We start from the raw sequence: 25,295 nt of genomic DNA on the forward strand, positions 1-25,295 counted from the left end.
AAAAATGTAATTAATATGCCATTTAAAAAGCAACCATTTTCATCTTTCTGCCTCTTTATAATAACTTACTTACAACTAAGTAATTTTTGAAGAGAGACAGAATGATTACCTGACAAAACCTTCAAACGCAAAATATAAATGAAACCATTAAAAACTCGTCCCGCAATGCTTAAGTCTGTATTCTTAGTCCTATCCTGGAGTATTATCTTCGTTTTTGGAAATAGTTTTGCATCAACAAGCCAGGAGATCCCATGTAAAGATAAGTGTAATATCACAGGAAAATTTACCGGAATCCTTTCATGTCTGGATTGTCCCGGAATAGAAACCACAATTACTATTAATGAAGATGGAACTTACCAATTAACAAAAACTTATATCAATAAAAACATTGCATCCCTGAAAGAAAGAGGAATCGTTCACAAAACAGACAGTAAAAGGAAACTCTTATTAGTAGATCACAACCATAATAAAACATATATTAGAATTCAAAAAAATGGAATATTAATCTTAGAACGCAATGGCAAACCGGTTAACACAAAAAAATCGGATAACTATTTGTTGCATCCAGTCAAAACCAATGATTCCTCCGATCATTTAAATCAAATAACGAAACAGAAGTGGCAGTTAAGTCAACTCACATCAATGTCAGATAAAATTCCGGATAATTTATCTCCGTTTATCAAATTTAATACTGAAACAAAACAAATTAACGGCTTCGGAGGCTGCAACAATTTTTTTGGGGAATATGAATTGGGTATCGAAGGGCACATTCGAATTTCGCAAATTTCGTCTACTAAAAAGTTTTGTTCCGAAACCATGGAACTTGAAACTGCTTTTACGGAAATGCTCAAAAATTGCATGTATTATGAGCTTCAACCCAACAAACTAATTTTAAAGGATAAAACCAAAAAACAACTGGCCATCTTCTTCTCTACGGAAAAATAGCACAGAAAAGAGAAAAACAAAATCTCATAATCCACTTAACTTTTACGATTTCATTCCCTTAAAAGCGCTTTGCTATTAATAATACACACATCTCTTCCTCTGGCTTGGATGATGCCCTGTTGATGCAATTCTCTAACAGTACGGCTTAAGGAGGGACGTGTAACACCAAATAATTCGGCTAATTCTTCATGCGACTTATTTAAAACGACTTTCCCATTTCTATTTTGGAGACGATCAAGTTCCAGAAGGTAATGGGCCAATTTGCTTTTTAGGGTTTTAAAAGAAAGAAACATAAGCTTTCCTGAAATAAATTGCGCTCTATTCGACACGGCATTCAAAAAATTGGTCAAAAACAGTTCACTGCGCTGCATCATCCAGACAACAGACTCTTTGGGAAACACCAAAAGATCAGTCACTTCTGTGGCACTGATAGTTACAGGATAACGGTTGTTTTTCCCAAACAAAAAAGCCACCGCCAACGGCATGGGAGGATGGATATCCTCGATTTTAAGAACCCTGCCAGAATAATCAATCATTTCTCCTTTCACTTTCCCATTGAGAACAATAAGAAGCGATCTGCATTCTTCCCCTCCGAAAGCTATTATTTCCCCAGGAGTGTAGCTTCTTAACTGATAGACCACCTCTTCAAATAACTCATTTACGTCATCTTTAGAAAGACCCAAAAACAGTGGGGATTTATAAACAACCTCATTCATCGAAATTTATTTTTTTATTAAAAACATACACCCTTCATAACCAATAACAAATAAACCAATTGCTCAAAAATAACGAAGATTGTAACAATTGTTACAAACAAAGGATGTTTTTATCTTTTTATTTGCATTCAAAATCACGCAAACATAAATAAATTCCAAAGGCATGATACGAGAAATAGTAAAAATAGATGAAGCTCTTTGCGATGGCTGCGGAAATTGTATTCCCAATTGCCATGAGGGAGCATTGGCTGTAATTGACGGCAAAGCCCGTCTGGTAAGTGACCTTTTATGCGATGGTCTTGGTGCATGCCTGGGACATTGCCCGCAAAATGCCATAACCATTGAAAAAAGAGAAACCCAACCCTATGATGAAATTGAAACCCTCAAACTCATGCTTCCCAAAGGCAAAAACACTGTAGTCGCTCATCTAAAACATCTCAAAGACCATAACGAAAATGAATATCTAAAAAAGGCTATGGAATATCTACAATCGCATAAAAATAGACTCTCTTTCGATCTAATGGAAGTAATTAGGGAATTGCACCGCCCGACCATTGGTTTCATCAAAGATGAACCAAGTGCAGGTTGTCCAGGCTCCAGAAGTCAGATCATCAACAGGGCTCAAGCACCTTCAAATTCCCAAACTGAAGAACAATCCACTTCAGAGCTGCGCCAATGGCCGGTACAACTACATCTGATTAACCCCTCCGCAGCATTTTTCAATAATAGTGATTTGGTATTAGCGGCAGATTGTGTCCCCTTTTCAATGGGCAATTTTCATCGTAAATTGCTTAGAGGAAAAACTTTGGCCATTGCCTGCCCAAAACTCGACAATGGAAAAGAAGTCTATGTCAAGAAACTAGAAGTATTAATCAATAACGCCCAAGTTAATACGATAACCGTGGTAATGATGGAAGTCCCTTGTTGCGGTGGTTTGTTACAAATGGTAAGGCAGGCAGCATTAAACGCTGACAGGAAAGTTCCGATTAAGCAGGTAGTCGTTTCCATTGAAGGAAATATCCTCAAAGAAGAGTGGGTGTGACATTTAACATGAAACCAAAAAAATCTGAAAACAGATTTCAATCATACAAACTGTTTAAGACAAAAAGAGATCAGAAAAGGAATCTAATTAAAATGGGGTATTCACATCCTATCCCGGGAAGAAACAACTAATTACTCAATAACTAATAAAAAAACTATTACCATGAGCATGTTTTGTTTTCAATGTCAGGAGGCATCCAAAGGAATTGGTTGCCAGGTGAAAGGGGTTTGTGGAAAAACATCCGATGTAGCCAATTTACAGGACCTATTACTATTTGTCACCAAAGGTGTGGCATGGTGGAGTCAAAAAGCCGATGAATCCGGAATTGATAACCCTTTGGCTGATAAGTTTATCATCGACTCAATGTTTATAACTATTACCAATGCCAATTTTGACCGCAACAAAATTATCGCCCAAATTCTTAAAGGCCAGGAAATACAGGATCAATTATCGCAAAAGGTAAACCAAAGTTTTGAAGAAATTCCAGAATGTGCCAAATGGCGAGGTTTTTCCGAAGAATCCATAGCAGAGAAAAGCACTCAAGTTGGTGTGCTAAGTCATAAAAATGAGGACATCCGATCCTTAAAAGAGCTCCTCACCTATGGTATGAAAGGAATGGCAGCTTATGCAGAACACGCTTTTAACCTTGGATACCACAATGAAAAGGTCAACGCTTTCATTAAGGAAGGACTGGTTGCCACTGTTGACGAGACCCTAACTGTTAAGGATCTCCTTCCACTGGTTTTGGAATGTGGCAAATACGGCGTAGAAGTCATGTCTCTTCTTGACGAGGCTAACACCAAAAGCTATGGTCATCCTGAAATCACTTCAGTAAATCTGGGCGTAAGAAAAAACCCTGCGATTTTGGTGAGTGGTCACGACCTCAAAGATTTTGAAGAGCTACTGAAACAAACCGAAGGCACAGGGGTAGATGTATATACACATAGTGAAATGTTGCCTGCCAATTATTATCCGGCATTCAAAAAATACAGCCATTTTGTTGGGAACTATGGAAATTCATGGTGGAAACAAACCACAGAATTTGAAAGTTTCAATGGTCCCGTATTGCTTACCACCAATTGCCTCGTTCCTCCTAAAGAGAGTTACAAAGACCGCATTTACACTACTGGTGCTGCAGGTTTCGATGGTTGCACCCACATCCCGGAACGAACAAATGGGCAACCCAAAGACTTCTCTCTACTTATTGAACATGCTAAGAAATGCAAAGCTCCTGAAGAAATTGAAACGGGAGAAATTGTAGGTGGTTTTGCCCATCACCAAGTTATGGCATTAGCCGACAAAATAGTAGAAGCAGTGAAGTCGGGTGCCATTAGAAAATTTGTGGTAATGGCAGGATGCGATGGTCGCATAAAGGCACGAGAATACTATTCTGATTTTGCCAATGAATTACCTCAGGATACAGTAATATTGACGGCGGGTTGTGCCAAATATCGTTACAACAAACTTCCCCTCGGTGAAATTGACGGAATTCCTAGAATTCTGGACGCTGGGCAATGCAATGATTCCTATTCCCTAGCAGTAATCGCTCTGAAACTAAAAGAAGTGTTTGGGTTAGATGACATCAATAAATTACCCATTGTTTACAACATTGCCTGGTACGAGCAAAAGGCAGTAATTGTATTGCTGGCTCTACTTTCATTAGGGGTAAAAAACATCCATCTTGGGCCAACGCTTCCTGCCTTTCTTTCTCCTAATGTTACGAAAGTACTGGTAGAGCAATTTGGAATTGCCTCTATTTCAACCGTATATCAGGATTTATCTGAAATGATTGGATAAATTTTATGAAAAAATTTTCAAGAAGCAAAAAAAACCCATCGTTAACAAACGACAGGATCAAACCATAGGAACACAACCTATGATGAGGATGAAGTTGATAGATCTATTTTTTTTTGCGATCCTTTCCTACCAATCCCCGAAGCACCATTTCTGCAGTTGCGGGATTGGTAGCCAAAGGTACATTGTGCACATCACAAATACGCATTAACATGTTAATATCTGGCTCGTGTGGATGTTTATCCAAAGGATCTCTAAAAAAGAAGACAGCCTGAATATTACCTTCAGCCACTTGCGCGGCAATCTGTGCATCTCCGCCACGGGGACCTGATAATACTCTTTCCACTTTCAAGCCTGCATTTTGAGCATGTGTTCCGGTGGTTCCCGTGGCGATAATATCAATATTTGCTTGATGAAGAAAATTGTAGTGCTTATTCAAGAACGATACCATTTCGGCTTTTTTCCCGTCATGTGCAATAACAGCTAATTTCATAATTAAAATTTTTAGAGTTTATATTTACTTCATAATCTAGATTAAATATTCCTGCCCTCCTATCCTTCAATACTAAAAATAAATAAATCTTCAGGCAGGGAAAGCAACAAATAAAAACAATGAGCCAAAATTACAAAGGTCAAGGTATTATCATTTTCTCTCTCTATACAATAGGATGAAATCCTGAAAAGCAATTAAAAACAGAGTTTTCATCACAAAATCAACATCCTATCATTAATCACAATATCGTCCTTCTTCTTGTTCTTACCAAGTAAACCAAAAATAGGAAAAAACATATAATCCTGATTCCCGCAAAACAAAAAAAAACTCAATAAAACTAAAAGGTCTGACCGTAAGTGGCCAGACCTTTTATATTGTTTGAAAACGTATCTTAATTTTTAAAACTAAAGTGACAAAACTATTCCGAAATTACCTCAAAATCGATTTCAACTTTGACTTCGCGATGCAATTTAATTTCGGCTTTATAGTTCCCCACTTCTTTCACACTATCTTCCACAATGGAAATATTCTTACGCTCAATGGTAAATCCTTTTTCTGCCAAAGCTTCAGCAATTTGGATATTATTAACCGAGCCAAATATTTTTCCAGTAGAGCTGGTTTTTGCACCAATGGTAACTTTTGTTCCCTCCAGTTTTTTAGCCAGCTCCAACGCTTCATTGCGGATTTTTTCTTCCTTGTGGGCTTGTTGTTTTTTATTTTCAGCCAACACTTTTTTAGCCGACTCAGTGGCCAGGATGGCAATTCCCTTTGGAATAAGATAGTTGCGTCCATATCCCGGTCGCACAGTCACTATATCATTTTTATGACCCAAATTGGCCACATCTTCTTTTAAAATTACTTCCATCTTATAATCCTCCTGGTTTATTTCATCAAATCGGTTACATAAGGCAGTAACGCCAGGTGGCGAGCTCTTTTAATAGCTGTGGCCACTTTTCTCTGATATTTAAGGGATGTTCCTGTAATGCGTCGGGGCAAAATTTTTCCCTGCTCATTCAGAAACTTCTTCAGAAATTCCGGATCTTTGTAGTCGACATACTTAATACCATTTCTTTTAAAACGGCAGTATTTCTTTTTTTTGATCTCAACCGATGGAGGAGTCAGATATCTAATTTCACTTTGATTTTGTGCCATGGTTTAATTCTCCTTTCCTTCTTTTTGCTGTTTTTTACTTCTCCTTTTTTCACTGTATTCAATGGCATATTTATCCATTTTAAACGTAAGGAACCTTATCACTCGCTCATCACGGCGATAATTAATTTCCAGCAACTCAATAAAAGTCGGATCAGCTTTAAACTCAAATAACTGATAAAATCCGGTTGATTTTTTCTGGATGGGGTATGCCAGTTTTCGGAGACCCCAGTTCTCCTCATGGACGATTTCTCCCCCCTGTTCAAGAATCAAATTCCTGAACTTCTCCACCGTTTCCTTCATCTGAACATCAGATAAAACGGGAGTTAAAATGAAAACGGTTTCATAATGATTTTGCATAAACTTTTTTTGTTTTTAATTGAACATCATTTTACGATAATGCGCCGCAAAAGTAGTGTATTTTTTTCTTTCAGACAACTTTTTTGAATAAGATCCCACCCACCAATAATTCATCAAACGCCCCTATTCTCGAAAAAAGTCTCTCCCTCTCATTCCTTTCGATCTGTCCTTCTTACTTCTTTTATTTAAACTCTAATTGTGCTCTCCAAAATACTTCATAAACTGCACTCGTTCAAACATTTCAGCATGATTGGGCATCATAGATCTTCCCAATTTATGAATATCTTCAATGGATGTCAGATTTTTCCTTTCCATCCAGGTTTGAAGACCGGAGATTAAATCTCTGACAAAACCTGCTCCATTTTTATATAATGCTGATACTACTTGTACACTATTAGCACCAGCCAATAACATTTTAAATAATGTATCGGCAGAATGTACCCCTCCTGAAGCGCTCAAATCACATGTAACCTGATCTTTTAGCATAGCCATCCATCGCAAAGTATTGGTGTAATCACCGGCAGAAGAATAAATTGGACCTGAAATAATGCGGTCATTTTCCAAATCAAAATCAGGCGAATAATAACGGTTAAACAATACAACTCCATCAACCCCTAGCATATCAAATTTTGAAACCACATTCCCCAAATCTGTAAAATAGGGACTAATTTTAACTGAAACTGGGATAGTTACATATTCTTTTACTCGTTTCACTATATCAAAATAATTCTTTAAGATATCTACTGCTTCGACATTTATCTTGGAAGGAATTCGGTAAAGATTTAATTCCAAAGCATTTACCCCTGAATCCTCCAGGATTTTTGCATATGAGAACCACTCTCCTGGGGAATAACAATTAATGCTGGCGATCAGCGGAACATCACTATGAGCTCTTATTTCTTCAATCAGTTGCCTATATCCTTTGAGTTTGTTTTCCTTTAACTGGTAATCGAAATAGTCTAAAAATTCTAGATTGTTGTCAGAATTCCCCAGTTTCTCTTTCACGTTTTTTTCGTATTCCATAATGATCTCTTCTTCGAAGAGAGATTTCAGAACCACCCCTCCAACACCTTTATCAACCAAATTCAAAATGGAGTCGGCAGTTCCGGAAAGACCGCTACTCCCAACCAATATGGGGTTATCCAGTTGCAACCCTAGATATTTTGTTTTTAATTCACTCATAATACTTTAATTTATTTGTCTAAGTTATTGGCCTATACCTACACAATTGGTCTCAACTTAGTCATTCACCCTCATTCTGTTCAGACAACTGACGATCCATTGCATCTGCAGCTTTTCGTCCATCCCCCATAGCCAAAATCACGGTGGCCCCTCCTCTCACGATATCACCGCCTGCAAACATAAATGGAACGGATGTCCTTAAATTTTCTTCGTCAACCACCAGCGTGTTCCAATCTGTGGTTTTTAAATCAGGCATGGATTGAGGTATTAAAGGATTAGGGGATACACCAACACTGACCACCACAGTATCTGCATCCAAAAGATATTCATCGCCCTCAATGGGGATGGGACGGCGACGTCCGCTGGCATCCGGTTCCCCTAATTGCATGCGTTGAATTCTAATTTGCCTTACATATCCTTTTTCGTCACCAATGTATTCAATAGGATTTTGAAGATTTAAAAACTCCACACCTTCCTCTTTGGCATGCTTAATCTCTTCGACACGAGCAGGCATTTCCTCTTCAGATCGACGATAGATAATCATGGCCTTTTCTGCTCCAAGACGAAGAGCTGTACGCACCGAATCCATAGCAGTATTTCCACCACCTATTACAGCAACACGTTTCCCCTTCAAAATAGGCGTATCTGTCTCTTCCTGATTGGCCTGCATCAGATTAACTCTTGTCAGATATTCATTTGAGCTTAGAATGCCCACCAGATTCTCGCCGGGGATTCCCATGAACCGGGGCAATCCAGCGCCACTTCCCACAAAGAAACCGGAAAAACCTTCTTCTTTCAAGTCCTCGATTGTCGCTGTTTTACCAACAATAAAATTGGTTTCAAACTTAACACCCAATTTCTTAAGGCTATTAATTTCTACATCTACGACACTGTTTGGAAGCCGAAATTCAGGTATCCCATATTTCAATACGCCACCTATTTCATGAAGAGCTTCGAAAACGGTCACATCATATCCTCGTTTGGCCATCTCTCCGGCAAACGACAAGCCAGCTGGCCCGGATCCAATACAAGCAATCTTTTTGTCTTTTGCCGGAGCTTTTTCAGGAATGGAAATATTTCCTGTTTCCCTTTCGTAGTCGGCAGCAAATCTTTCCAGATAACCAATTGCGACGGCCGGTTGTTTTAATTTACGTGTATAAAAACAATTGGCTTCGCACTGCTTCTCCTGCGGACAAACTCGCCCACAGACAGCAGGTAAAGAACTGGTTTCTTTAAGGACATGTGCCGCCTCTAAGAATTCACCACGTTCTATATTCTTAATAAATTTGGGAATATTAATGCTAACGGGGCAACCTTCGATACAGGTTGGTTTAGGACAATCCAGACACCTGGTTGCTTCAGTCATTGCCGCTTCCACCGAAAGACCACGGTTTACTTCCGTAAATGAACGTCGTCGTTCCGAGGGGTCTGCTTCCGGCATTTTCACACGACCAATATCCGTCCGTTCTTTATTTTTCAGCTTTCCTCTTAATTCTTTTCGCCAGGCAACATCCCGTTCCTGTTTCAAAATATCTGATAAATCCATAATATTCAACTTTTACTGGTGCATTTTACGGTAACGTTCGTCCGCATCCTTTTCAAAATCTTTGTACCCGTTAAGTCTCATCAACATCTCATCGAAATCAACCTTGTGGGCATCGAATTCAGGTCCGTCCACGCAAACAAATTTGGTTTTACCATCCACTGTAACCCTGCAGGCCCCACACATACCGGTACCATCAACCATAATGGTATTAAGACTGGCAATAGAAGGTATTTGATATTTTCGAGTAACTTCGGCTGCAAATTTCATCATAATAGCAGGTCCTATAATGACTGCCTCATCAATATTTTCGCGGGCAATAACTTTTTCCATTCCTTCAGTTACAAGACCTTTCTCTCCATATGAGCCATCATCCGTCATAATAATAACTTCATCAGAAAATTCTCTAATCTGTTCTTCCAGAATGATAAGTTCCTTAGTCCGAGCCGCCAGAATAGAAATCACCTTATTTCCAGCTTTTTTATTGGCCTCAACAATAGGCAATAAAGGCGCTACTCCGACACCTCCTCCACAGGCCAACACTGTTCCAACTTTTTTCACATCGGTAGCTTGTCCTAACGGCCCCACCATATCAGCAATGGTATCTCCCGGTTCCAGCTCCGTCAATTTTCGAGACGTTACACCAACCCGCTGAATCACAAGCGTAATAGTACCTTTATTAAGATCAGATGAAGAAATAGTCAAAGGAATACGCTCTCCATTTTTATCCACCCTAACAATTACAAAATGTCCGGCACGTCTAGCTTTTGCGATCCGTGGCGCTTCAATTTCCAGGCATACCACATTTTCTGAAAAGAATTCTTTTCGGATTACTTTATTCATTTTCAATATAAATTAAATCTCTGGTTTTATCTTCATGCAATTAATTCCTTATTCCATCAAGCTGCCTTTGATTCTTCTTCTTTTTACAGCCAATATAAATTATATTTCAGCCTTCCTCTTCCTATTTGATTCTCATATTTAATAAATCGGTTTTATCATTCTTCAGGGAAAAATTACATTTTTATGAAGCTTTTATACTCGCAAAAATTGAGAGCAAATCTAATAATAACCGTTGATGAAGACAACGTTATCTATCGTACTTAATCTAATTTACAATGTATAAAAATAAGAAGAATAAACCTCTTTATGCGAACACGGAAAAATAGCGAAGGAAATAAATCAGTCCCTAAAGCATCTCAGAAAACGAATAAAGTTCAAAGCATAGGACTATCCCAATCCTCGGTTCTTTCCAACGCATCATTATTTTCATCTTCCAGCATAGGCTTTTTTTGTGGACCTTCCTTTCTATAAACCACTGCCACAACTATACCGGCCAATGCACCCCAAAAATGGGCTTCCCAGGAATATTCAACCTGCCATTCCATAGGGAAAAGGCCCCAAAACAAACCACCATATAAAAAGGTCACCAACATCGAAACAGCAATCAAAGGAACATAGTTTCGGATTATACCGCTAAGAAAAAGAAAGGACGCAATTCCATAAACTAAGCCGCTGGCACCAATATGCCAAGCATCCCTAGCACCAAACCAAAGCCAAACTCCGGCAAGCAAATAAATCCAAATAAACACCTTAAAGGCTATATCCCTATACACATAAAACAGAACACTTCCCAACACAAGGAATGGTCCTGCATTCGCAATAAAATGAGCCCAATCGGCATGAATGAAAGGGGCGGTAATAATGCCAACTAGGCCTTCAACAGATAACGGTTTAACGCCCAAAAAAAACCAATGGCCATTTTCCAATGTTTCCACCAAACGAACCGTAAACATTAGAAAAAGGATAAACAATGGAAATACAGTGCTGTATATTATTCTTTTTCTTTCGGTTTTAAGACGGTTATCCATAGACTCATTTGGGTGGATTGGAGGGATTTTAATTCATTGTTGCGAATAAAATGGGTTTCTTAAATAAGTGAAATTGGCCAGACATTCATATTCCTTTCAGTTGACCTTTTGTAATAAATACTTCAGCTCTCTAACAAACCCCATAATATCAGACTCAGTGGTATCAAAGGAAGTCATCCATCGCACTTCATTGCGTACTTCATCCCATATGTAAAAGAAATATTTTTTTTGCAAAGGTTCTGTTATAAATGAAGGAATAATGGCAAATACACTATTTGCCTGAACTTTTTGAGTAATTTGCACTCCTTCGATCTGCTCCAACTCGTGAGCTAACAATTGCGCCATCCTATTAGCATGTTCGGCATTTTTGCGCCAAAGTTCATCTTTTAAATAAACCTCAAACTGGGCGGATATAAATCTCATTTTCGAATGCAGCTGGGTAGTCTGTTTCCGGATATATTTAGCATAATGAGCAAAATCAGGATTTAAAAACACCACAGCCTCTCCTAACATAAGTCCGTTCTTGGTTCCTCCGAAGGAGAGTACATCCACCCCAACATCAGTCGTAATTTCCTTAAAACTACAACCAAGTGCTGCAGCCGCATTAGAAATTCTAGCTCCATCCAAATGTAAATAAAGGCCCCTGCTATGAACAAAATCAGAAAGATCTCTTAACTCTTGAGGTGTATATAATGTACCTAATTCCGTAACTTGTGTTACAGAGACGACCCCTGGCTGTGCGTGATGCTCAAATCCGAATCCATGTAAATGTTTTTCTATAAGTTGGGGGGTCAATTTTCCATCAGGTGTTTCCAATGTCAACAATTTACATCCCGTATGTTTCTCCGGCGCTCCGCATTCATCCACATGAATGTGCGCCGTATCAGCACAAATAATTGAATTAAATGGTTGCGTCATGGCTTGAAGAGCGATAACATTGGCTCCGGTCCCATTGTAAACAAAAAAAACTTTGGCATCCCCACCGAAAATTTCTTGAAACCGCTTCTCAGTTCGAGCTGTAACCTCATCACCTCCATAACCTATCGCATGCTCCTGATTAACCTCAAATAAAGCTCTCATCACCTCGGGGTGAACACCCGAGTTGTTATCACTTGCAAATCCTTTCATCCTTATAAAATTGGTTTAATTCATTGGTCTGATGGAACTCGCATGACCATTTGTTTTAAACAGGTTCTTTTGTGACAATCTCAAATTGCCATGCTCGTTTCATCCGATTTTACATAACTTCTCTAAATCATTTTTTAAATGATAGATGGAACCAAAATTGTCATTACTCTAAATAAAACATTAATGATCTAACAATGATATTTTAGATCTCTCACCAACTATTCATATCCACGCTAAATTCACCATTCAATCGTTCAACAAAACACTGAACCAGACCTATCTTCTGGCATGAAACACCAATAACGGAGTCGTTGAATGAAACAACATTTTCTTTCCCAATCCCATGTTAAACATTCTGAAAAAAATGTTACGGCGTCGAGTGGTCAGGCTTATTACATCAATATGTTTGGACCGCACATAATTTTCAATTCCGACTTCAAAATCTTCATGCTGAATAATATCAAAATCAATATGAGTGTTTGGAAATTTTTCGGCCACATACTTTTTAAGACCTTCCATTTTTAGCTGATTCCATTTCCCGGAGGGTTTTTCACATACATGGGCAAAAGTAATAGAAACAGCCAAAGGTTTGACCAACTTTTCCAGTTTATCAAGGGCAACAAAATCGGATTCCTCAAAATTGGTAGCATAGAGGACTTTTTTCAAATTACTTATTCCGTCATATTTAAAATCTTCCGGAACAGCAAAGACAGGCACCCTTGCCCCTTCCATTACTTCAGCAGTAACAGAGCCAATCAAATCGGATGCTTTACGATCCTTTCCCCTGGTTCCCATTACAATCACGGTGGGTTCATATTCATCACTAAATCGGATTATTTCATCTTCTGCGACACCACGAAGCAATTTACTTCGGATGCTCACCCTTTCAAGCCTCTTCTTTATCTTTTGTGCTTTCATGCGGGCCAGAAATTCTTTCATGTCTTCTTTAGCTTTCGCCTCCAAGTCTACCATCATCTCATCCACGCTGGTATCATAAACGTAGGCATCGGCAAAGGGAAGCGTATTGATTACCGGGTTATAGAACACATGCAAGACCATTAGCTCTGCGTCCAACTGGGCGGCCCAGTCCAATGCCATTTCTGCCGCTTTAGAGGAGTAATCACTGTAGTCAACGGGCAATAATATTCTGGCTTTTGGTGGACGACCACGTTTTTTCTCTTCAGCCTTCAAGAGCTCGGGCTTTTCAACTTCCTCCATGATTTGTACAGCTTTTTCAAGGTCTCGTTCCCGAATTCGTATCTTAACACCATCTGAAATCACAGCTTGGATCTGATTCAAATTCTCTAAAAAACATTCAATACCCTCACTTTCAAGCAAAGAACGTATAATTTCCGCATGCTCATAAGTACGCGTTGCCAACGTTATTATTTTTTCCTCTTTCATAGCTGTAATATTTTAGGGTTTGCAATTTTTAAGTTACGGAAAAAAACCGAATCAAAAAACGATACTTATCTTAAAACAATGAGTTCTCTACATTCATCCTCATCATGAATCGAAAAACTGGGCATTTTTTAGAACTCACCCTCTTCCCTTCCTCGACTTTTTCATCCCCCAATTCAAAAATTATCAATAACATAGCCTAAAAAACTACCAACCTCATTGCTAAGATGACACTATCTGCTGCAAAAAAATCCTCTCAACTTCGGAAACATCAATCTTTATCCTCGGCAAAAAACATCAAACCACATCTAACCTCGAAACATCAAACACACCTTTAATCGTTTTAATCTTTCTCATCAACAAATTTAGAGAATGCTTGTTACCAACGAAAACAGACAACGTCCCTTCAAACACCCCATCGTGAGACTCCACATTAATAGATCGGATTTTAAGCCCCATCTCTTTTGATACAACCTGTGTAATATTGGTCACAATTCCGATGTTATCTTCACCTGTAATTTTCAGCGACGCCAAATAAGATCCACCAACCTCATTGGTCCATCTGGCTGGAACAATTCGATAGCCATATTTTTTCCGCATATCAGGTGCATTGGGACAATTGGTTCGATGAATTCGAATACCGCCCCCCACCGATACAAACCCAAAAATATCATCTCCCAGGATAGGGTTACAGCACTTGGCCAATTGAAAATTGACATTGCTTAAATCTTTGTCGATCAGAAGTACATCATGGGCATTATACTCCTCTCTATCCACTACCGGCACAAAATTTTCAGCGCTGCGAAGAGCCTGCTGCCCATCTACCTGATCTTTCTCTTTCTGACGGTCTTTTAGAATGTACTCCTTAATATCTCCGGCATCCAGCTTATCTTTTGCGATATCACAAAAAAAGTCGTGTACCGTTTTATACTTAAATTGCTTTACCAATTGCCCTGTCAATTGATCAGTCAACTCAAGTTTCCAGTTTTTCAATCGACGCACCAGCATTTCCCGCCCTAATTCAGCTTCCTTAAACTCAATGTCACGGAGCGCCTGTTTTAGTTTAGTTCGGGCTCGTGAGGTGGAAACGATATTCAGCCAGTCCTGCTTGGGTTCTTGATTGGAGGAAGTTAGAACTTCAATTTGATCCCCATTTTGCAGTTGGTATTTCAAAGGAACATTCTTTTGATTAACTTTTGCCCCCACGCATTTTTTCCCGATTTCAGAATGAACGTCGAAGGCAAAATCCAACACAGTAGCTCCTTTGGGAAGACGACGAAGATCCCCCTTGGGGGTAAAAACAAATACCTCTTCATCGTATAGATTTAATTTGAAGTCATCAATAAAATCAGACACATTGGCTTCAGGATTTTCTAGGATTTCCCGCACATTGGTCAACCATTGATCCAATCCTCTTTCGCTCCTGATTCCTTTGTATCGCCAGTGCGCCGCCAGTCCTTTTTCAGCTATTTCGTCCATTCTTTTCGTTCGAATCTGAACCTCCACCCACTTATGGTTAGGGCCCAGCACGGTGGTATGCAGCGATTCATACCCGTTACTTTTAGGAACCGACAACCAGTCACGCAACCGACTGGGGTTAGGCTGATATTTATCCGTAACGATGGAATAGACTTTCCAGCATTCCGCCTTTTCATGCTTAGGCTCGGTATCAATAATAACCCGAATGGCAAAAAGATCATAAACTTGCTCAAATTCCACATTCTGCTTACGCATTTTGTTATAGATGGAATTAATGGTCTTGGTACGTCCTTTAATATCACATTTTAGTCCCTGATCGGCCAACTCTTCTTTAAGGGGGGCTATAAACTCTTTAATATAGCGATCTCTTGCCCGCTTTGTTTCATTCAGCTTTTTGGCAATGAATTTATACATGTCCCTGTTAGTATATTTCATTACCAGGTCTTCCATTTCCGATTTAATATTGTAGAGCCCTAATCGGTGTGCCATTGGAGCATACAAATATGACACTTCGGAGGAAATGTTAATCTGGCTTTCCCGGTCATATCTTTCAAGGGTACGCATGGTTCGCAAACGATCCGCAATAATAATCAGGATCACCCGCACATCCTGAGCAAATGTCAGAAGTAATTTTCGAAAATTTTCGGATCGAATGGCTGGATTGCGGTTGTATAGCTCTGCTACTTTAGACAACCCTTCCATAATCATAAAAACATGATTTCCAAACCTATTTTGAATCTCTTCCAGGGTCATTTCTCCGTTTCGCAAAACATCATAAAGCAGGGAACAAATAAGCGCTGTTCGGCCCAGTCCAATTTCTTCCACCACAATTCGGGCGATATCCAAAGAGTGCAATAAAGCCGGCGTCCCTGAAACCCGTCTAATATTTTTCCCTTTCCGAAGAGATATATCAATGGCCTCACGAATCATCCGCACCTCATCCGGTTTGACAATACCTTCTGATGCCTTCAATAATTTTTTGTAACTATCTAGTATTTCCTTCCTTTCCTGAGAAGTAACAGGTTTGTTCAGATCTGACATAATAAATTCTTCTTTTCTTTTGATTGGTAAAGATAGGATAATCTGTCAAGCTATTACCTGAAATAATGTTAAGATCATAGCTTGACACTTATCTCCTGTTACCGGCAATTCTAGGCTCATTGAAAAGTCAACATTTTATCTTTCTCTTTTAAATTACTTTTAATGGCCCCATACCTTTTTTGTCACGGGCTTAGATTACCCATAAAAAATACGTGACTATCTTCAAAGCAATTCACTGTTAACCTATTTTCCGGACTTTACATGCAAGTTTTGCTCCACTTTCAAAGAGCCACAGAAAAACTTTTCCTGATTATCATGATCTAAAAATTATTAAGACAAAAAAATATCTGCTCTGTTGACTTCCATTCTCTATTAATTTTTCCCGGCTTTCAATAGGATATGGCCCAATAATTGTTTTAAAGAATCTGCCATCGTTGATGGTTTGACATTTCACGGATTTTTTCTTACTTTTAAATAATCGAATTTTAAACCTTAAAAACCAATAAAATATGAAAAGTACAGGTTCTTTCTTAGGCGGCTTAATTTTAGGTGCTGCAGTTGGTGCAGCCCTTGCTTTGCTATATGCTCCTCAAACGGGAGAAGACACTCGGCGTCAAATTAAAGATAAAATTGATGATCTCGAAAAAGAGTTGGATCAAATGCGGACGAAGCTTAAAGAAAAAGGTGGTGAAATGAAGGATGAAGCCCGCAAAAGAATTCAAGAACTAGAAAAACGGATCGAAAAGCTAATGGATGAATACAAAAAAACACCCGAAAGTGCCTCTTAATGATCATACGATCACACAAGACACCGTCTAAAAAGTCTATTTAAAAGGGTTTTATTGGTTTAGCCTATTATAGCAAACACATCAATAAAACCCGATTTAATAATTAGGAAACTTTTTAGACCTATTTTTGTGCGAAATAATCTTTGGCAAAATCATATCTCACCAAGCAGTCGAAACCGCTGAAATAGTTGACGAACTCATTGTCCGGTGGTAGCTAGCTTCTCGTTTGTGCACCAACATCCGGCATACCGCCTGTTTTTGTAATTATGAGAAGGTTCAATAAAACAAAGCACTCCGGTCAGCCTTGCCGGTTAATGACCTTTCATGCTAAAGGTGAGAGATATTTACTGATCTTAACATTAATATAATGAAGGAAAATATCACGCGCGACCTGGAAGAGCTTAAAAAAGAAGTAGAAGAATATGTTCAGGTGCGCATCGACCTGACGAAACTTCACATCGCGGGAGAATTGTCCAGGTTTTTTTCAGGTATAATGGCAAAAACCGTCTTGCTCTACCTTTTTTTCTTTGTGTTCATGTTTTTCTCCTTAGCTGTGGCGGTTTTAGTAGGCAACCAATTAGGATCCTATGCACTGGGTTTTTCCCTCACCGCTCTTTTTTTCCTGGTGGTAGCAATAATCTTTTGGTTTTTACGCAAAAAAATTATTGAGCGTCATGTTGTTAAACGCTTTATTGAGTTAATGTTTCCAAAATTTGATCATAATGAAGAATAATATGGAAAGAAGAAAAAGCGATTATCGTCACATAAATAGTTATAGTGATTTATGCCGTGAAAAAATGCATCTCTCCTACCGTGCTCAATATAGCGAAAAACAGCTTCACATAAAGCTTCTGGAATTGGGTTATAATCTTCATCCGGCCCGTTTGGTTCCTTCTTTACTGTCGGAATGGGGCCGGCCAATGATTACGGAACTGCTCAATCGGATAAAAGGATATTTCTTTGGTTCATCCAGAAAAAGACACCGCAAAAATCCTCACCCTCGGAATGATTAAAATAAGTATTTCACCCTCCTCACAAAATAACACCCTATTTCTAAAGTATCGTTTGGAGATTTCACCTCCATAATATTTAAGAAGGCCTCTAATAAGGTAATTTCCCGCTCCCATCTTTTTTAAGTGAGAACTAATTCGTCACTACATATTTTCGGCAAAAAGACTAAATTTGCTGCCAACATCCCATATTTTTCAACCGAAAACCATACACTTATGGACAAGGCGGCTGCCCAAAAAAGGATCGAACAGCTAAGAGAAGAACTCAACCATCACAATTACAAATACTACATTGAGAACCAACCCGAGATATCGGATCAGGAGTTCGACTTAAAAATGAAGGAATTGACCGATCTGGAATCTCAATTTCCCGAATTTGCCGACCCTGGTAGTCCTACAATGCGGGTGGGGAGTGATCTGTCCGAAGAATTTGAACAGGTACAACATAAATACCCGATGTTATCATTGGGGAATACATACTCAGAAGAAGAACTTAGGGATTTTCACAACAGGTTGGTCAAACTGGCAGGAAGTAATTTCAGTTATGTTTGTGAACTGAAATATGACGGTACATCTATTAGCCTGACTTATATCAACGGCTTGTTACACCGAGCTGTCACGCGCGGTGACGGATCGGTGGGAGATGATGTCACCAGGAATGTGCGAACCATACGCTCTGTACCTCTCAAGCTCCATGGTGATTACCCGTCCGAATTTGAAATACGCGGTGAGATTTTTCTGCCCATAGAAGGTTTTGAAAGGCTAAATCGAGAAAGAGAAAAGAACGGGGAACCACCTTTTGCCAATCCACGCAATGCCGCAGCAGGTTCATTAAAGCTGCAAAGCAGTGCCCTCGTAGCCAAGAGACCACTCGACTGCTTTCTTTATTACATGTTGGGTGATAAACTGCCGACCAATAGTCACTATGAAAACCTGATGAAAGCTAAGTCATGGGGACTTAAAATTTCTCCCCACATGAAAATTTGCCAATCCATTGAAGAAGTCTTTGAATTTATAAGATACTGGGATGCAGCCCGTCACAACCTGCCTTTCGAAATTGACGGCGCCGTAATCAAAGTAGATGAAATTTCGCTACAAAATCAATTGGGAAATACAGCCAAATCGCCCAGATGGGCCATCGCCTACAAATTCAAAGCCGAACAAGCACAAACGCGGTTGTTGTCGGTAGACTTCCAGGTAGGACGAACCGGTGCAGTTACTCCCGTTGCCAATCTGGAGCCGGTACAACTGGCCGGTACAGTGGTGAAGCGTGCCTCTCTCCATAACGCCGATATTATTTCTGATTTGGGCTTGCACATCAACGATATGGTAACTGTCGAAAAAGGAGGTGAAATTATTCCTAAAATAACGGGAGTAATCTTAGAACAACGCCTCCCTCAAAGTGAAGCTGTGGAATTCGTAAAAAATTGTCCTGCCTGCGACTCCCCCCTGATGCGGGTCGAAGGAGAAGCAGCCCACTATTGTCCCAACTCAGCCAATTGTCCTCCTCAGATTAAAGGGAAACTGGAACACTTTATTTCCCGGCGAGCAATGAATATTGATGGGCTGGGTAGCGAAACCATTAATTTGCTATTCAATCAAAATCTGGTCAAAACCATTTCCGATCTTTATCGGCTTCGGCCATCTCAATTGATTCATCTGGATCGATTGGGTGAAAAATCAGCTCGCAACATCATTAACAGCATTGAAGAATCCAAACTAGTGCCCTGGCCACGGGTGCTATATGCTTTGGGTATCCGTTTTGTGGGCGAAACCGTTGCCAAAAAACTGGCCAAAGCATTCACCTCAGTTGACCAGCTGGCATCGGCTACGGAAGAGGAATTGGTAGCGGTGGACGAAATCGGTGAAAAAATTGCAGAAAGTATTATCGCCTTCTTTAAATCGGAGTCCAACAAAAAATTGGTTGACGAATTAAAACAATTTGGTCTTAAACTTGAAGGAACAGAAGAGACAACCGCTTTATCAAAAAAGCTAGAAGACAAAACCCTTGTAATCAGTGGTACTTTTTCGAAATATTCGAGGGATGAACTGAAACAATTGATTGAAGCCCACGGTGGTAAAAATGCAACATCGGTAACGGGAAAAACAGATTTCCTGGTGGCCGGGGAAAAGATTGGACCATCCAAGTTGGAAAAAGCAAAATCACTGGGAATAACCATTTTAACTGAAGAACAATTTCTTGGACTTATTGAAAAATAAATTCTTGTGATACTATTTAAAAAACAAAGAGAAACCGTTGGAAATTTCCTAATAAGGAAAAATACAAAGAAAGATCATCGCATTGTTCAATTGAAAAAGATCCGGGACTGGAAAAAGGTCGGCATATTTTTTGATGCTTCTTCCAATCAATGCAGAAAAACGATTAAGGAGTTTATTAGAAAAATACAATCAGAGGGAAAACAAGTTCAGGCAGTTGGATACATCGAAACTAAGAAGCCGGAAGAAAATTTAATCAGTGATAAAACAATCTATTATTCATCACTTTTAGATTTTTCCTTTTTTTTCCTTCCCAAAAAAGAGGAGATTGTATCGTTTATTTCGGACAAGCCTGATGTGCTTTTGGTACTTACCACAAACAACAGTTTTCCGGCATCTGCGATAGTAAAACTCTCCAAGGCCGGTTTAAAAGTGGGATTTTCAGGCATCTTCGATAACGATCTGGATATCACTTTTGAATTATCGAATCCCACCCCAGATATGCTGATCGAACAAATTGAACATTACTTGGGACAATAAAATGATGATAAATCTTAATAAACATCATAAGAATTGTTTAAATTGAGAAACGGACTTAAACTTGACAAATATGAAAACTTCAATTTATCTCTTTTCACTGTTGGCCATAATAGCCATGTTGCAAAGCTGTTCCACCAGAAAGGTTGAGCGAATTGATACGGAAGAAATCATCGATTTAAGCGGACGATGGAACGACACCGATTCCAGAATGGTGGCCAAGGCTATGGTAGAACAGGTTTTAGATGCCAATTGGTTACAAAACTTTCAGGAAAATCATGCAGGAAAAAAACCGGTTGTGATTGTCGGGCTGGTTTACAACAAATCGCACGAGCACATTGAAGCCGCAACTTTTATCAAAGATGTAGAAAGAGCATTTATCAACTCGGGTAAAGTTCGTCTAGTGCAAGCCGGCGACAAAAGAGAAGAGCTTCGCAAAGAACGTGCAGCGCAGCAAGAATTTGCTTCTCCAGCAACAATGAAAGCATGGGGAAAAGAGTTAGGTGCCGACTTTATTTTGAATGGCGATATCTCCTCAACGGTTGATACTTACAAAAAAGAAAGAGTCAATTACTATCAGGTTAACCTCGAACTCACGGACATTGAAACCAGTGAAATAGTTTGGATTGGTGATAAAAAAATCAGGAAATACATCAAAAACTAACATACCGAATAGCTCTAAGGTATTCCGCTATCCCACCTTGCCAATGTTTTCGGCAGATCATGACAATACAATTTCCAACACGGTGGTGTCGTCATTGATACCTACGATGTACCAATATCCTGTTTTATCTAAAATCTGCTGATGCGCATTGGTTTTATGGGTGACCTCCGGCCACAAGCCGTGAAAACATCGTACTGTTATTTTTTATAATATAACACTTTCATAAACCGCTCTCCCATATGAATCGTTATCTGAAGGTTATATCAACGATCGCGCTAGTAGCCATCATTGCTGCTTGCGCTACTTTCTATCAGAAAACCTATCAGATACAAGAAAACATTGCCAAAGGACAATTTGACAAGGCTGATAAACTACTGGAAAAAGATACCAAATGGGCCCAAAACAACAACCGGGTTCTCTACTTTATGAATCGAGGGGTAGTGGCTTACATGATGGGAGAATATGGCAAAAGCATCAACTATTTCAATCAGGCCGACTATTACATTGAAGACTATTCCAAACAATTTGGCTGGGAAGCATTGTCACTGGTCTCCAACCCCATGGTAAAACCCTACCGGCCTGAAGATTTTGAAGTCATCATGATCCACTTTTACAAAGCACTCAACTTTATTGCTTTAAACGATTTGGAGGGAGCACTGGTGGAAGCGCGTCGCATCAATATTCGGCTGCAGCAACTGAATGATAAATATAAAGATTATAAAAATAAATATCAGCGGGATGCGTTTGCTCATAATCTTATGGGCATGATCTTCGAAGCTGCCAAAGACTACAATAATGCCTTCATTGCATACAGAAACGCTTTCGAAGTTTATGAAGGGGATTATTCCGAGTTATTTGGATTAAGTGTCCCTCAACAGTTAAAAAAAGATCTTTTGCGAACAGCAAAGTTATCCGGTTTTCCTGAAGAGGTGACTCGCTTTGAAAATCTGTTCGACATGAAAACCCCGGAAGTGCATAAGAATGACGAAGGACAGTTGTTACTTTTCTGGCTCAACGGTATGGGACCTGTCAAATCGGAATGGTACATCACAGTTACCAATTTCGGATTTAATAATGGTCTTGTGGCACTGGGAAATCCAGAGCTGGGACTCAATTTTGCCTACCAGGCATCGGCACTCTCTCCTCGCGAAAGAGCGGCTTTCAAGAATCTCTCCTTTTTCAGTGTTGCCTTTCCCAAATATGTGGAACGCTCCCCTGTTTTTCGGTCAGGAAAAGCAATGGTGAAGGATACAATTTTTACGTTCGAAATAGCCGAAGACATCAACAAAATAGCCTTTCAATGTCTTCATGACCGCATGTTTCGCGAATTGGGCAATGCGCTGCTTAGGGTCGCCACAAAAAAAGCATTGGAAAAAGCTGTTAATAACGAAAATGAAAACCTTGGCACCATCGTTAGTATTATCAACACCCTTACCGAACGTGCAGATACACGCAACTGGCAATCCCTGCCCTATTCAATTTCTTATACACGTATTTATCTGCCTGAAGGTCAGCATACCATCAACCTGAATTTTGCAGGCGAGTATGTCAATAACAACACCATTGATGTAAACATCAAAGCAGGACAAACTACTTTTTATACTTTTCATACTATGAGTAGTAAGACAATGAATTAAGTCTTTTTTGATATAAAGCAATAAATACTCTTATCGACCGAAATCTAATTTAGGACAAAAAAATCTGCATAAACCCCTTAATGCTTATCATAAACCTCTTAATGCCTCTCATAAACCCCTTAAGGCCTCTCATAAACCCCTTAAGGCCTCTCATAAACCCCTTAAGGCTCCGCATAAACCTCTTAATGTTTCGCATAAACCCCTCAAAGCTTATCATAAACCTCTTAATGCCTCTCATAAACTCCTTAATGCTGCGCATAAACCTCTTAATGCTTATCATAAACCCCTTAATGCTTCGCATAAGAGCATTCACGAAACTGTGCCCCAAATAAAAGGACACAGTTTGATGAACATTTCCGGCAAAAGAACTTAATTGGCGGACATTCGTATCACCATTGCCATAATATCCTGTTCATTGGGTATTGCTGGATTTTTTAATCAGCCACATCACTGTTCAACAAAAACCTTCCCCACAAAAATCTTTCCCTCATCATTTATCAATCTAATAAAATACAATCCATTCATTAAATCCGGCACTTTAATTTTTCTTTCTTCGGCCGTAAAAACTCCCTGAGAAATGAATTGACCGTTTTGCGCGAAAATTTGCCATTTTCCGTTTTGGTGATTATCCAATTCAAAATATATATAGTTTTTAACAGGGTTAGGCCATAGCTTTAAACTACTAATTTTTAGCGTATTTGGAACAAAATCAGGAATATCAGTAAAAAATCCCGGGGGTGCTAATTGGATGTCGCCTAATTCAAAACTCCCTTCACCTTTTTGCCCGGTAATTCCATAATTAACATATAGACGAACTTCCACAATTTCCGCCATATTCCAGGTCGAAACACTGCCTTCAAAAGTGTGCTGATAGATATGATATTCCTGGTCGTCAACTACTGAAGTTACCTTAAACAAGTCGGATGTATTGACTTTACCGTTACGGTCTACAAAATCGAACCTCAATACATTCGGTACATCCCCATCCAACACTTTCAGATTGACTCTTGCTGTTCTATAATCCTCCAGATTAACAATATAATTTAGAGATAAAGAGATGTACGGGTTTTCCAAAGGATTGACGATGGAATAACTAACCTTAACCCCTTTTTGAGAAGGTTCCAAAAAAAAGCTATTTCCCCCACTTTGCTCAGGGACTATCCAGGCAGGTGTAATATCATCGTTTAATGCGGCCAAAACCAATGGCGCTTCTTCAGGAACAAGATAAAGATTGACGGATAAAGGACTGGCTGTTTTTTCTTCACAATCAGAAATCATTTTACATTGCACTATTCCACTTTCACTTCCCCACTCTACCGTAACTTCATTGGAATTTTCATCTGAAATAACCTGAACATCCCGGGGGAAAGACCATTGATAAGCAACTCCACTAATTGGGGTCACTGAGAAAGTTACCTCTTCACCCGGTTGTACCTTATCGGGTCCTTTTACAGATAAATCAGGCAATGTCGATTGATATACCCTAACATAATCAATTTCCATAACGGCCTCGGTAAGGTCAGGGTCAATACCTTGAGCACCTCCCCAATTTCCGCCAATGGCTATGTTCAAAATCAAAAAGAATGGTTGGTCAAAAGGCCATTCCTTATAAGAAATATGAGGATTAGAAAAAGAAAAAAATTCCACCCCATCAACGAACCATGTGATTTTTTCAGGTGTCCATTGAATGCTATAGGTATGAAATTGGAGATGTGCATCTTCCACCTCTATGGAACCAGTTTTTTGTGTGCCCAAAATGTGATTATATGCTTCGGTATGAATAGAACCATGAATCATTCCCAGATCATATCCCACATGTTCCATAATATCGATTTCGCCACTATTGGGCCAGCCACCATATACTGAATTCTGAGGCATCATCCAGATGGCAGGCCAGGTTCCCACCCCCTGCGGAAGCTTTGCCCTTACTTCAATGGTTCCGTATTTCCATGAAGCTTTCCCGGCAGTTACCAATCGTGCCGAAGTCCATGCTCCGGAAGGAGATTTTCTGGCATGAATTTTTAATGTCCCGTTACTCACATAAGAATTTTCAAGGCTGTTCGTGTAAGTTTGCAATTCGTTATTTCCCCAGCCTCCCCCGCCAGTTTCATAGTTCCAATAATCGGATTTTGGCACGCCTTGATAATCGAATTCATCAGAAAAAACCAAATAGGAGCATTCCTGTGCCATAACAATGGTATTAACACCGGTAATGTGAGAGAACCATACTGCAAACACAAACATGCCGAAAAACCTATGACTTATGGGAAACGGAACTTTTGTATTCATTGCTGTGTT

The 25,295-nt window shown here is 39.4% G+C and carries 23 protein-coding genes; 10 read left to right on the plus strand and 13 right to left on the minus strand.

What is annotated here, in order from left to right:
- Positions 1-138: 138 nt before the first annotated feature.
- Entirely contained in the window at positions 139-945 is an 807-nt protein-coding gene (locus ACT29H_RS05115; RefSeq protein WP_444820528.1) for an META domain-containing protein, read from the plus strand.
- Positions 946-995: 50 nt separating this feature from the next.
- Here the strand turns inward: ACT29H_RS05115 and ACT29H_RS05120 are convergent, their stop codons facing one another.
- Positions 996-1,661 (minus strand): Crp/Fnr family transcriptional regulator, encoded by a 666-nt coding sequence (locus tag ACT29H_RS05120; RefSeq protein ID WP_444820529.1) that lies wholly within the window; start codon positions 1,659-1,661, stop codon positions 996-998.
- Between the two features lie 163 nt (positions 1,662-1,824).
- Here ACT29H_RS05120 and ACT29H_RS05125 point away from each other — a divergent pair, with 163 nt between their 5' ends.
- Both ACT29H_RS05125 and hcp read left to right on the plus strand, forming a co-directional pair.
- Positions 1,825-2,703, plus strand: coding sequence for an ATP-binding protein (locus ACT29H_RS05125; protein ID WP_444820530.1), 879 nt, complete (start codon positions 1,825-1,827; stop codon positions 2,701-2,703).
- 162 nt (positions 2,704-2,865) lie between these two features.
- Positions 2,866-4,500, plus strand: coding sequence for a hydroxylamine reductase (gene hcp / locus ACT29H_RS05130; RefSeq protein WP_444820531.1), 1,635 nt, complete (start codon positions 2,866-2,868; stop codon positions 4,498-4,500).
- A gap of 103 nt (positions 4,501-4,603) precedes the next feature.
- Here hcp and ACT29H_RS05135 read toward each other — a convergent pair whose 3' ends face one another.
- The 11 genes from ACT29H_RS05135 to ACT29H_RS05185 all read right to left on the minus strand — a co-directional run bounded on the left by ACT29H_RS05135 (position 4,604) and on the right by ACT29H_RS05185 (position 16,144).
- Complete coding sequence (locus ACT29H_RS05135) at positions 4,604-4,990, minus strand: methylglyoxal synthase (protein WP_444820532.1); 387 nt, start codon at positions 4,988-4,990, stop codon at positions 4,604-4,606.
- 418 nt (positions 4,991-5,408) lie between these two features.
- Complete coding sequence (rplI, locus tag ACT29H_RS05140; RefSeq protein WP_444820533.1) at positions 5,409-5,855, minus strand: 50S ribosomal protein L9; 447 nt, start codon at positions 5,853-5,855, stop codon at positions 5,409-5,411.
- Positions 5,856-5,872: 17 nt separating this feature from the next.
- A complete protein-coding gene (rpsR, locus tag ACT29H_RS05145) occupies positions 5,873-6,142 on the minus strand; it encodes a 30S ribosomal protein S18 (RefSeq protein WP_444820534.1) in 270 nt (89 codons plus the stop codon).
- Positions 6,143-6,145: 3 nt separating this feature from the next.
- Positions 6,146-6,499 (minus strand): 30S ribosomal protein S6, encoded by a 354-nt coding sequence (rpsF, locus tag ACT29H_RS05150; protein ID WP_444820535.1) that lies wholly within the window; start codon positions 6,497-6,499, stop codon positions 6,146-6,148.
- Positions 6,500-6,691: 192 nt separating this feature from the next.
- The gene (locus ACT29H_RS05155; protein WP_444820536.1) at positions 6,692-7,681 is read right to left on the minus strand and encodes a dihydroorotate dehydrogenase-like protein; all 990 of its coding nucleotides are present in this window, start codon (positions 7,679-7,681) and stop codon (positions 6,692-6,694) included.
- 61 nt (positions 7,682-7,742) lie between these two features.
- Positions 7,743-9,227: an NADPH-dependent glutamate synthase gene (gene gltA, locus ACT29H_RS05160; protein ID WP_444820537.1), complete on the minus strand. Its 1,485-nt coding sequence runs from the start codon at positions 9,225-9,227 to the stop codon at positions 7,743-7,745.
- Between the two features lie 12 nt (positions 9,228-9,239).
- Complete coding sequence (locus ACT29H_RS05165; protein ID WP_444820538.1) at positions 9,240-10,067, minus strand: sulfide/dihydroorotate dehydrogenase-like FAD/NAD-binding protein; 828 nt, start codon at positions 10,065-10,067, stop codon at positions 9,240-9,242.
- A gap of 374 nt (positions 10,068-10,441) precedes the next feature.
- On the minus strand, positions 10,442-11,095 hold the full coding sequence (locus ACT29H_RS05170; RefSeq protein ID WP_444820539.1) for a rhomboid family intramembrane serine protease: 654 nt from the start codon (positions 11,093-11,095) through the stop codon (positions 10,442-10,444).
- Positions 11,096-11,191: 96 nt separating this feature from the next.
- A complete protein-coding gene (locus tag ACT29H_RS05175) occupies positions 11,192-12,223 on the minus strand; it encodes a threonine aldolase family protein (RefSeq protein ID WP_444820540.1) in 1,032 nt (343 codons plus the stop codon).
- Positions 12,224-12,499: 276 nt separating this feature from the next.
- Positions 12,500-13,627 carry a universal stress protein gene (locus ACT29H_RS05180; protein WP_444820541.1) on the minus strand — a complete coding sequence of 376 codons (1,128 nt, stop codon included), beginning with the start codon at positions 13,625-13,627 and terminating at the stop codon, positions 12,500-12,502.
- A 294-nt stretch (positions 13,628-13,921) separates the two neighbouring features.
- Positions 13,922-16,144: a RelA/SpoT family protein gene (locus ACT29H_RS05185; protein ID WP_444820542.1), complete on the minus strand. Its 2,223-nt coding sequence runs from the start codon at positions 16,142-16,144 to the stop codon at positions 13,922-13,924.
- A 509-nt stretch (positions 16,145-16,653) separates the two neighbouring features.
- Between ACT29H_RS05185 and ACT29H_RS05190 the strand changes: the two genes are divergently transcribed.
- The 7 genes from ACT29H_RS05190 to ACT29H_RS05220 all read left to right on the plus strand — a co-directional run bounded on the left by ACT29H_RS05190 (position 16,654) and on the right by ACT29H_RS05220 (position 22,997).
- Positions 16,654-16,932: a YtxH domain-containing protein gene (locus ACT29H_RS05190; protein WP_444820543.1), complete on the plus strand. Its 279-nt coding sequence runs from the start codon at positions 16,654-16,656 to the stop codon at positions 16,930-16,932.
- Between the two features lie 367 nt (positions 16,933-17,299).
- Positions 17,300-17,665, plus strand: coding sequence for a phage holin family protein (locus ACT29H_RS05195; protein WP_444820544.1), 366 nt, complete (start codon positions 17,300-17,302; stop codon positions 17,663-17,665).
- Complete coding sequence (locus tag ACT29H_RS05200; RefSeq protein ID WP_444820545.1) at positions 17,655-17,945, plus strand: hypothetical protein; 291 nt, start codon at positions 17,655-17,657, stop codon at positions 17,943-17,945. Before ACT29H_RS05195 ends, ACT29H_RS05200 begins: the two co-directional genes overlap by 11 nt.
- 213 nt (positions 17,946-18,158) lie before the next feature.
- Positions 18,159-20,162: an NAD-dependent DNA ligase LigA gene (gene ligA / locus ACT29H_RS05205; RefSeq protein ID WP_444820546.1), complete on the plus strand. Its 2,004-nt coding sequence runs from the start codon at positions 18,159-18,161 to the stop codon at positions 20,160-20,162.
- Positions 20,163-20,168: 6 nt separating this feature from the next.
- A complete protein-coding gene (locus ACT29H_RS05210) occupies positions 20,169-20,699 on the plus strand; it encodes a DUF6913 domain-containing protein (protein WP_444820547.1) in 531 nt (176 codons plus the stop codon).
- 70 nt (positions 20,700-20,769) lie between these two features.
- Complete coding sequence (locus ACT29H_RS05215) at positions 20,770-21,360, plus strand: penicillin-binding protein activator LpoB (RefSeq protein WP_444820548.1); 591 nt, start codon at positions 20,770-20,772, stop codon at positions 21,358-21,360.
- Between the two features lie 239 nt (positions 21,361-21,599).
- On the plus strand, positions 21,600-22,997 hold the full coding sequence (locus ACT29H_RS05220) for a COG3014 family protein (protein ID WP_444820549.1): 1,398 nt from the start codon (positions 21,600-21,602) through the stop codon (positions 22,995-22,997).
- A 447-nt stretch (positions 22,998-23,444) separates the two neighbouring features.
- Here ACT29H_RS05220 and ACT29H_RS05225 read toward each other — a convergent pair whose 3' ends face one another.
- The gene (locus ACT29H_RS05225; RefSeq protein ID WP_444820550.1) at positions 23,445-25,286 is read right to left on the minus strand and encodes a family 16 glycosylhydrolase; all 1,842 of its coding nucleotides are present in this window, start codon (positions 25,284-25,286) and stop codon (positions 23,445-23,447) included.
- Positions 25,287-25,295 lie beyond the last annotated feature (9 nt).

It is taken from the genome of Thermophagus sp. OGC60D27 (assembly GCF_052400625.1).
Classification (GTDB): Bacteria; Bacteroidota; Bacteroidia; order Bacteroidales; family Marinilabiliaceae; genus Thermophagus.

Bases quoted from the DNA above. Each gene is read 5' to 3' on its own strand.
- gltA (WP_444820537.1), bottom strand. From the start codon at position 9,227: ATGGATTTATCAGATATTTTGAAACAGGAACGGGATGTTGCCTGGCGA.
- ACT29H_RS05135 (WP_444820532.1), bottom strand. From the start codon at position 4,990: ATGAAATTAGCTGTTATTGCACATGACGGGAAAAAAGCCGAAATGGTA.
- hcp (WP_444820531.1), top strand. From the start codon at position 2,866: ATGAGCATGTTTTGTTTTCAATGTCAGGAGGCATCCAAAGGAATTGGT.
- ACT29H_RS05225 (WP_444820550.1), bottom strand. From the start codon at position 25,286: ATGAATACAAAAGTTCCGTTTCCCATAAGTCATAGGTTTTTCGGCATG.
- ACT29H_RS05175 (WP_444820540.1), bottom strand. From the start codon at position 12,223: ATGAAAGGATTTGCAAGTGATAACAACTCGGGTGTTCACCCCGAGGTG.
- ACT29H_RS05185 (WP_444820542.1), bottom strand. From the start codon at position 16,144: ATGTCAGATCTGAACAAACCTGTTACTTCTCAGGAAAGGAAGGAAATA.
- ligA (WP_444820546.1), top strand. From the start codon at position 18,159: ATGGACAAGGCGGCTGCCCAAAAAAGGATCGAACAGCTAAGAGAAGAA.
- ACT29H_RS05190 (WP_444820543.1), top strand. From the start codon at position 16,654: ATGAAAAGTACAGGTTCTTTCTTAGGCGGCTTAATTTTAGGTGCTGCA.
- ACT29H_RS05200 (WP_444820545.1), top strand. From the start codon at position 17,655: ATGAAGAATAATATGGAAAGAAGAAAAAGCGATTATCGTCACATAAAT.
- ACT29H_RS05215 (WP_444820548.1), top strand. From the start codon at position 20,770: ATGAAAACTTCAATTTATCTCTTTTCACTGTTGGCCATAATAGCCATG.
- ACT29H_RS05195 (WP_444820544.1), top strand. From the start codon at position 17,300: ATGAAGGAAAATATCACGCGCGACCTGGAAGAGCTTAAAAAAGAAGTA.
- rpsR (WP_444820534.1), bottom strand. From the start codon at position 6,142: ATGGCACAAAATCAAAGTGAAATTAGATATCTGACTCCTCCATCGGTT.
- rplI (WP_444820533.1), bottom strand. From the start codon at position 5,855: ATGGAAGTAATTTTAAAAGAAGATGTGGCCAATTTGGGTCATAAAAAT.
- ACT29H_RS05170 (WP_444820539.1), bottom strand. From the start codon at position 11,095: ATGGATAACCGTCTTAAAACCGAAAGAAAAAGAATAATATACAGCACT.
- rpsF (WP_444820535.1), bottom strand. From the start codon at position 6,499: ATGCAAAATCATTATGAAACCGTTTTCATTTTAACTCCCGTTTTATCT.
- ACT29H_RS05180 (WP_444820541.1), bottom strand. From the start codon at position 13,627: ATGAAAGAGGAAAAAATAATAACGTTGGCAACGCGTACTTATGAGCAT.
- ACT29H_RS05125 (WP_444820530.1), top strand. From the start codon at position 1,825: ATGATACGAGAAATAGTAAAAATAGATGAAGCTCTTTGCGATGGCTGC.
- ACT29H_RS05155 (WP_444820536.1), bottom strand. From the start codon at position 7,681: ATGAGTGAATTAAAAACAAAATATCTAGGGTTGCAACTGGATAACCCC.
- ACT29H_RS05165 (WP_444820538.1), bottom strand. From the start codon at position 10,067: ATGAATAAAGTAATCCGAAAAGAATTCTTTTCAGAAAATGTGGTATGC.
- ACT29H_RS05115 (WP_444820528.1), top strand. From the start codon at position 139: ATGAAACCATTAAAAACTCGTCCCGCAATGCTTAAGTCTGTATTCTTA.
- ACT29H_RS05120 (WP_444820529.1), bottom strand. From the start codon at position 1,661: ATGAATGAGGTTGTTTATAAATCCCCACTGTTTTTGGGTCTTTCTAAA.
- ACT29H_RS05220 (WP_444820549.1), top strand. From the start codon at position 21,600: ATGAATCGTTATCTGAAGGTTATATCAACGATCGCGCTAGTAGCCATC.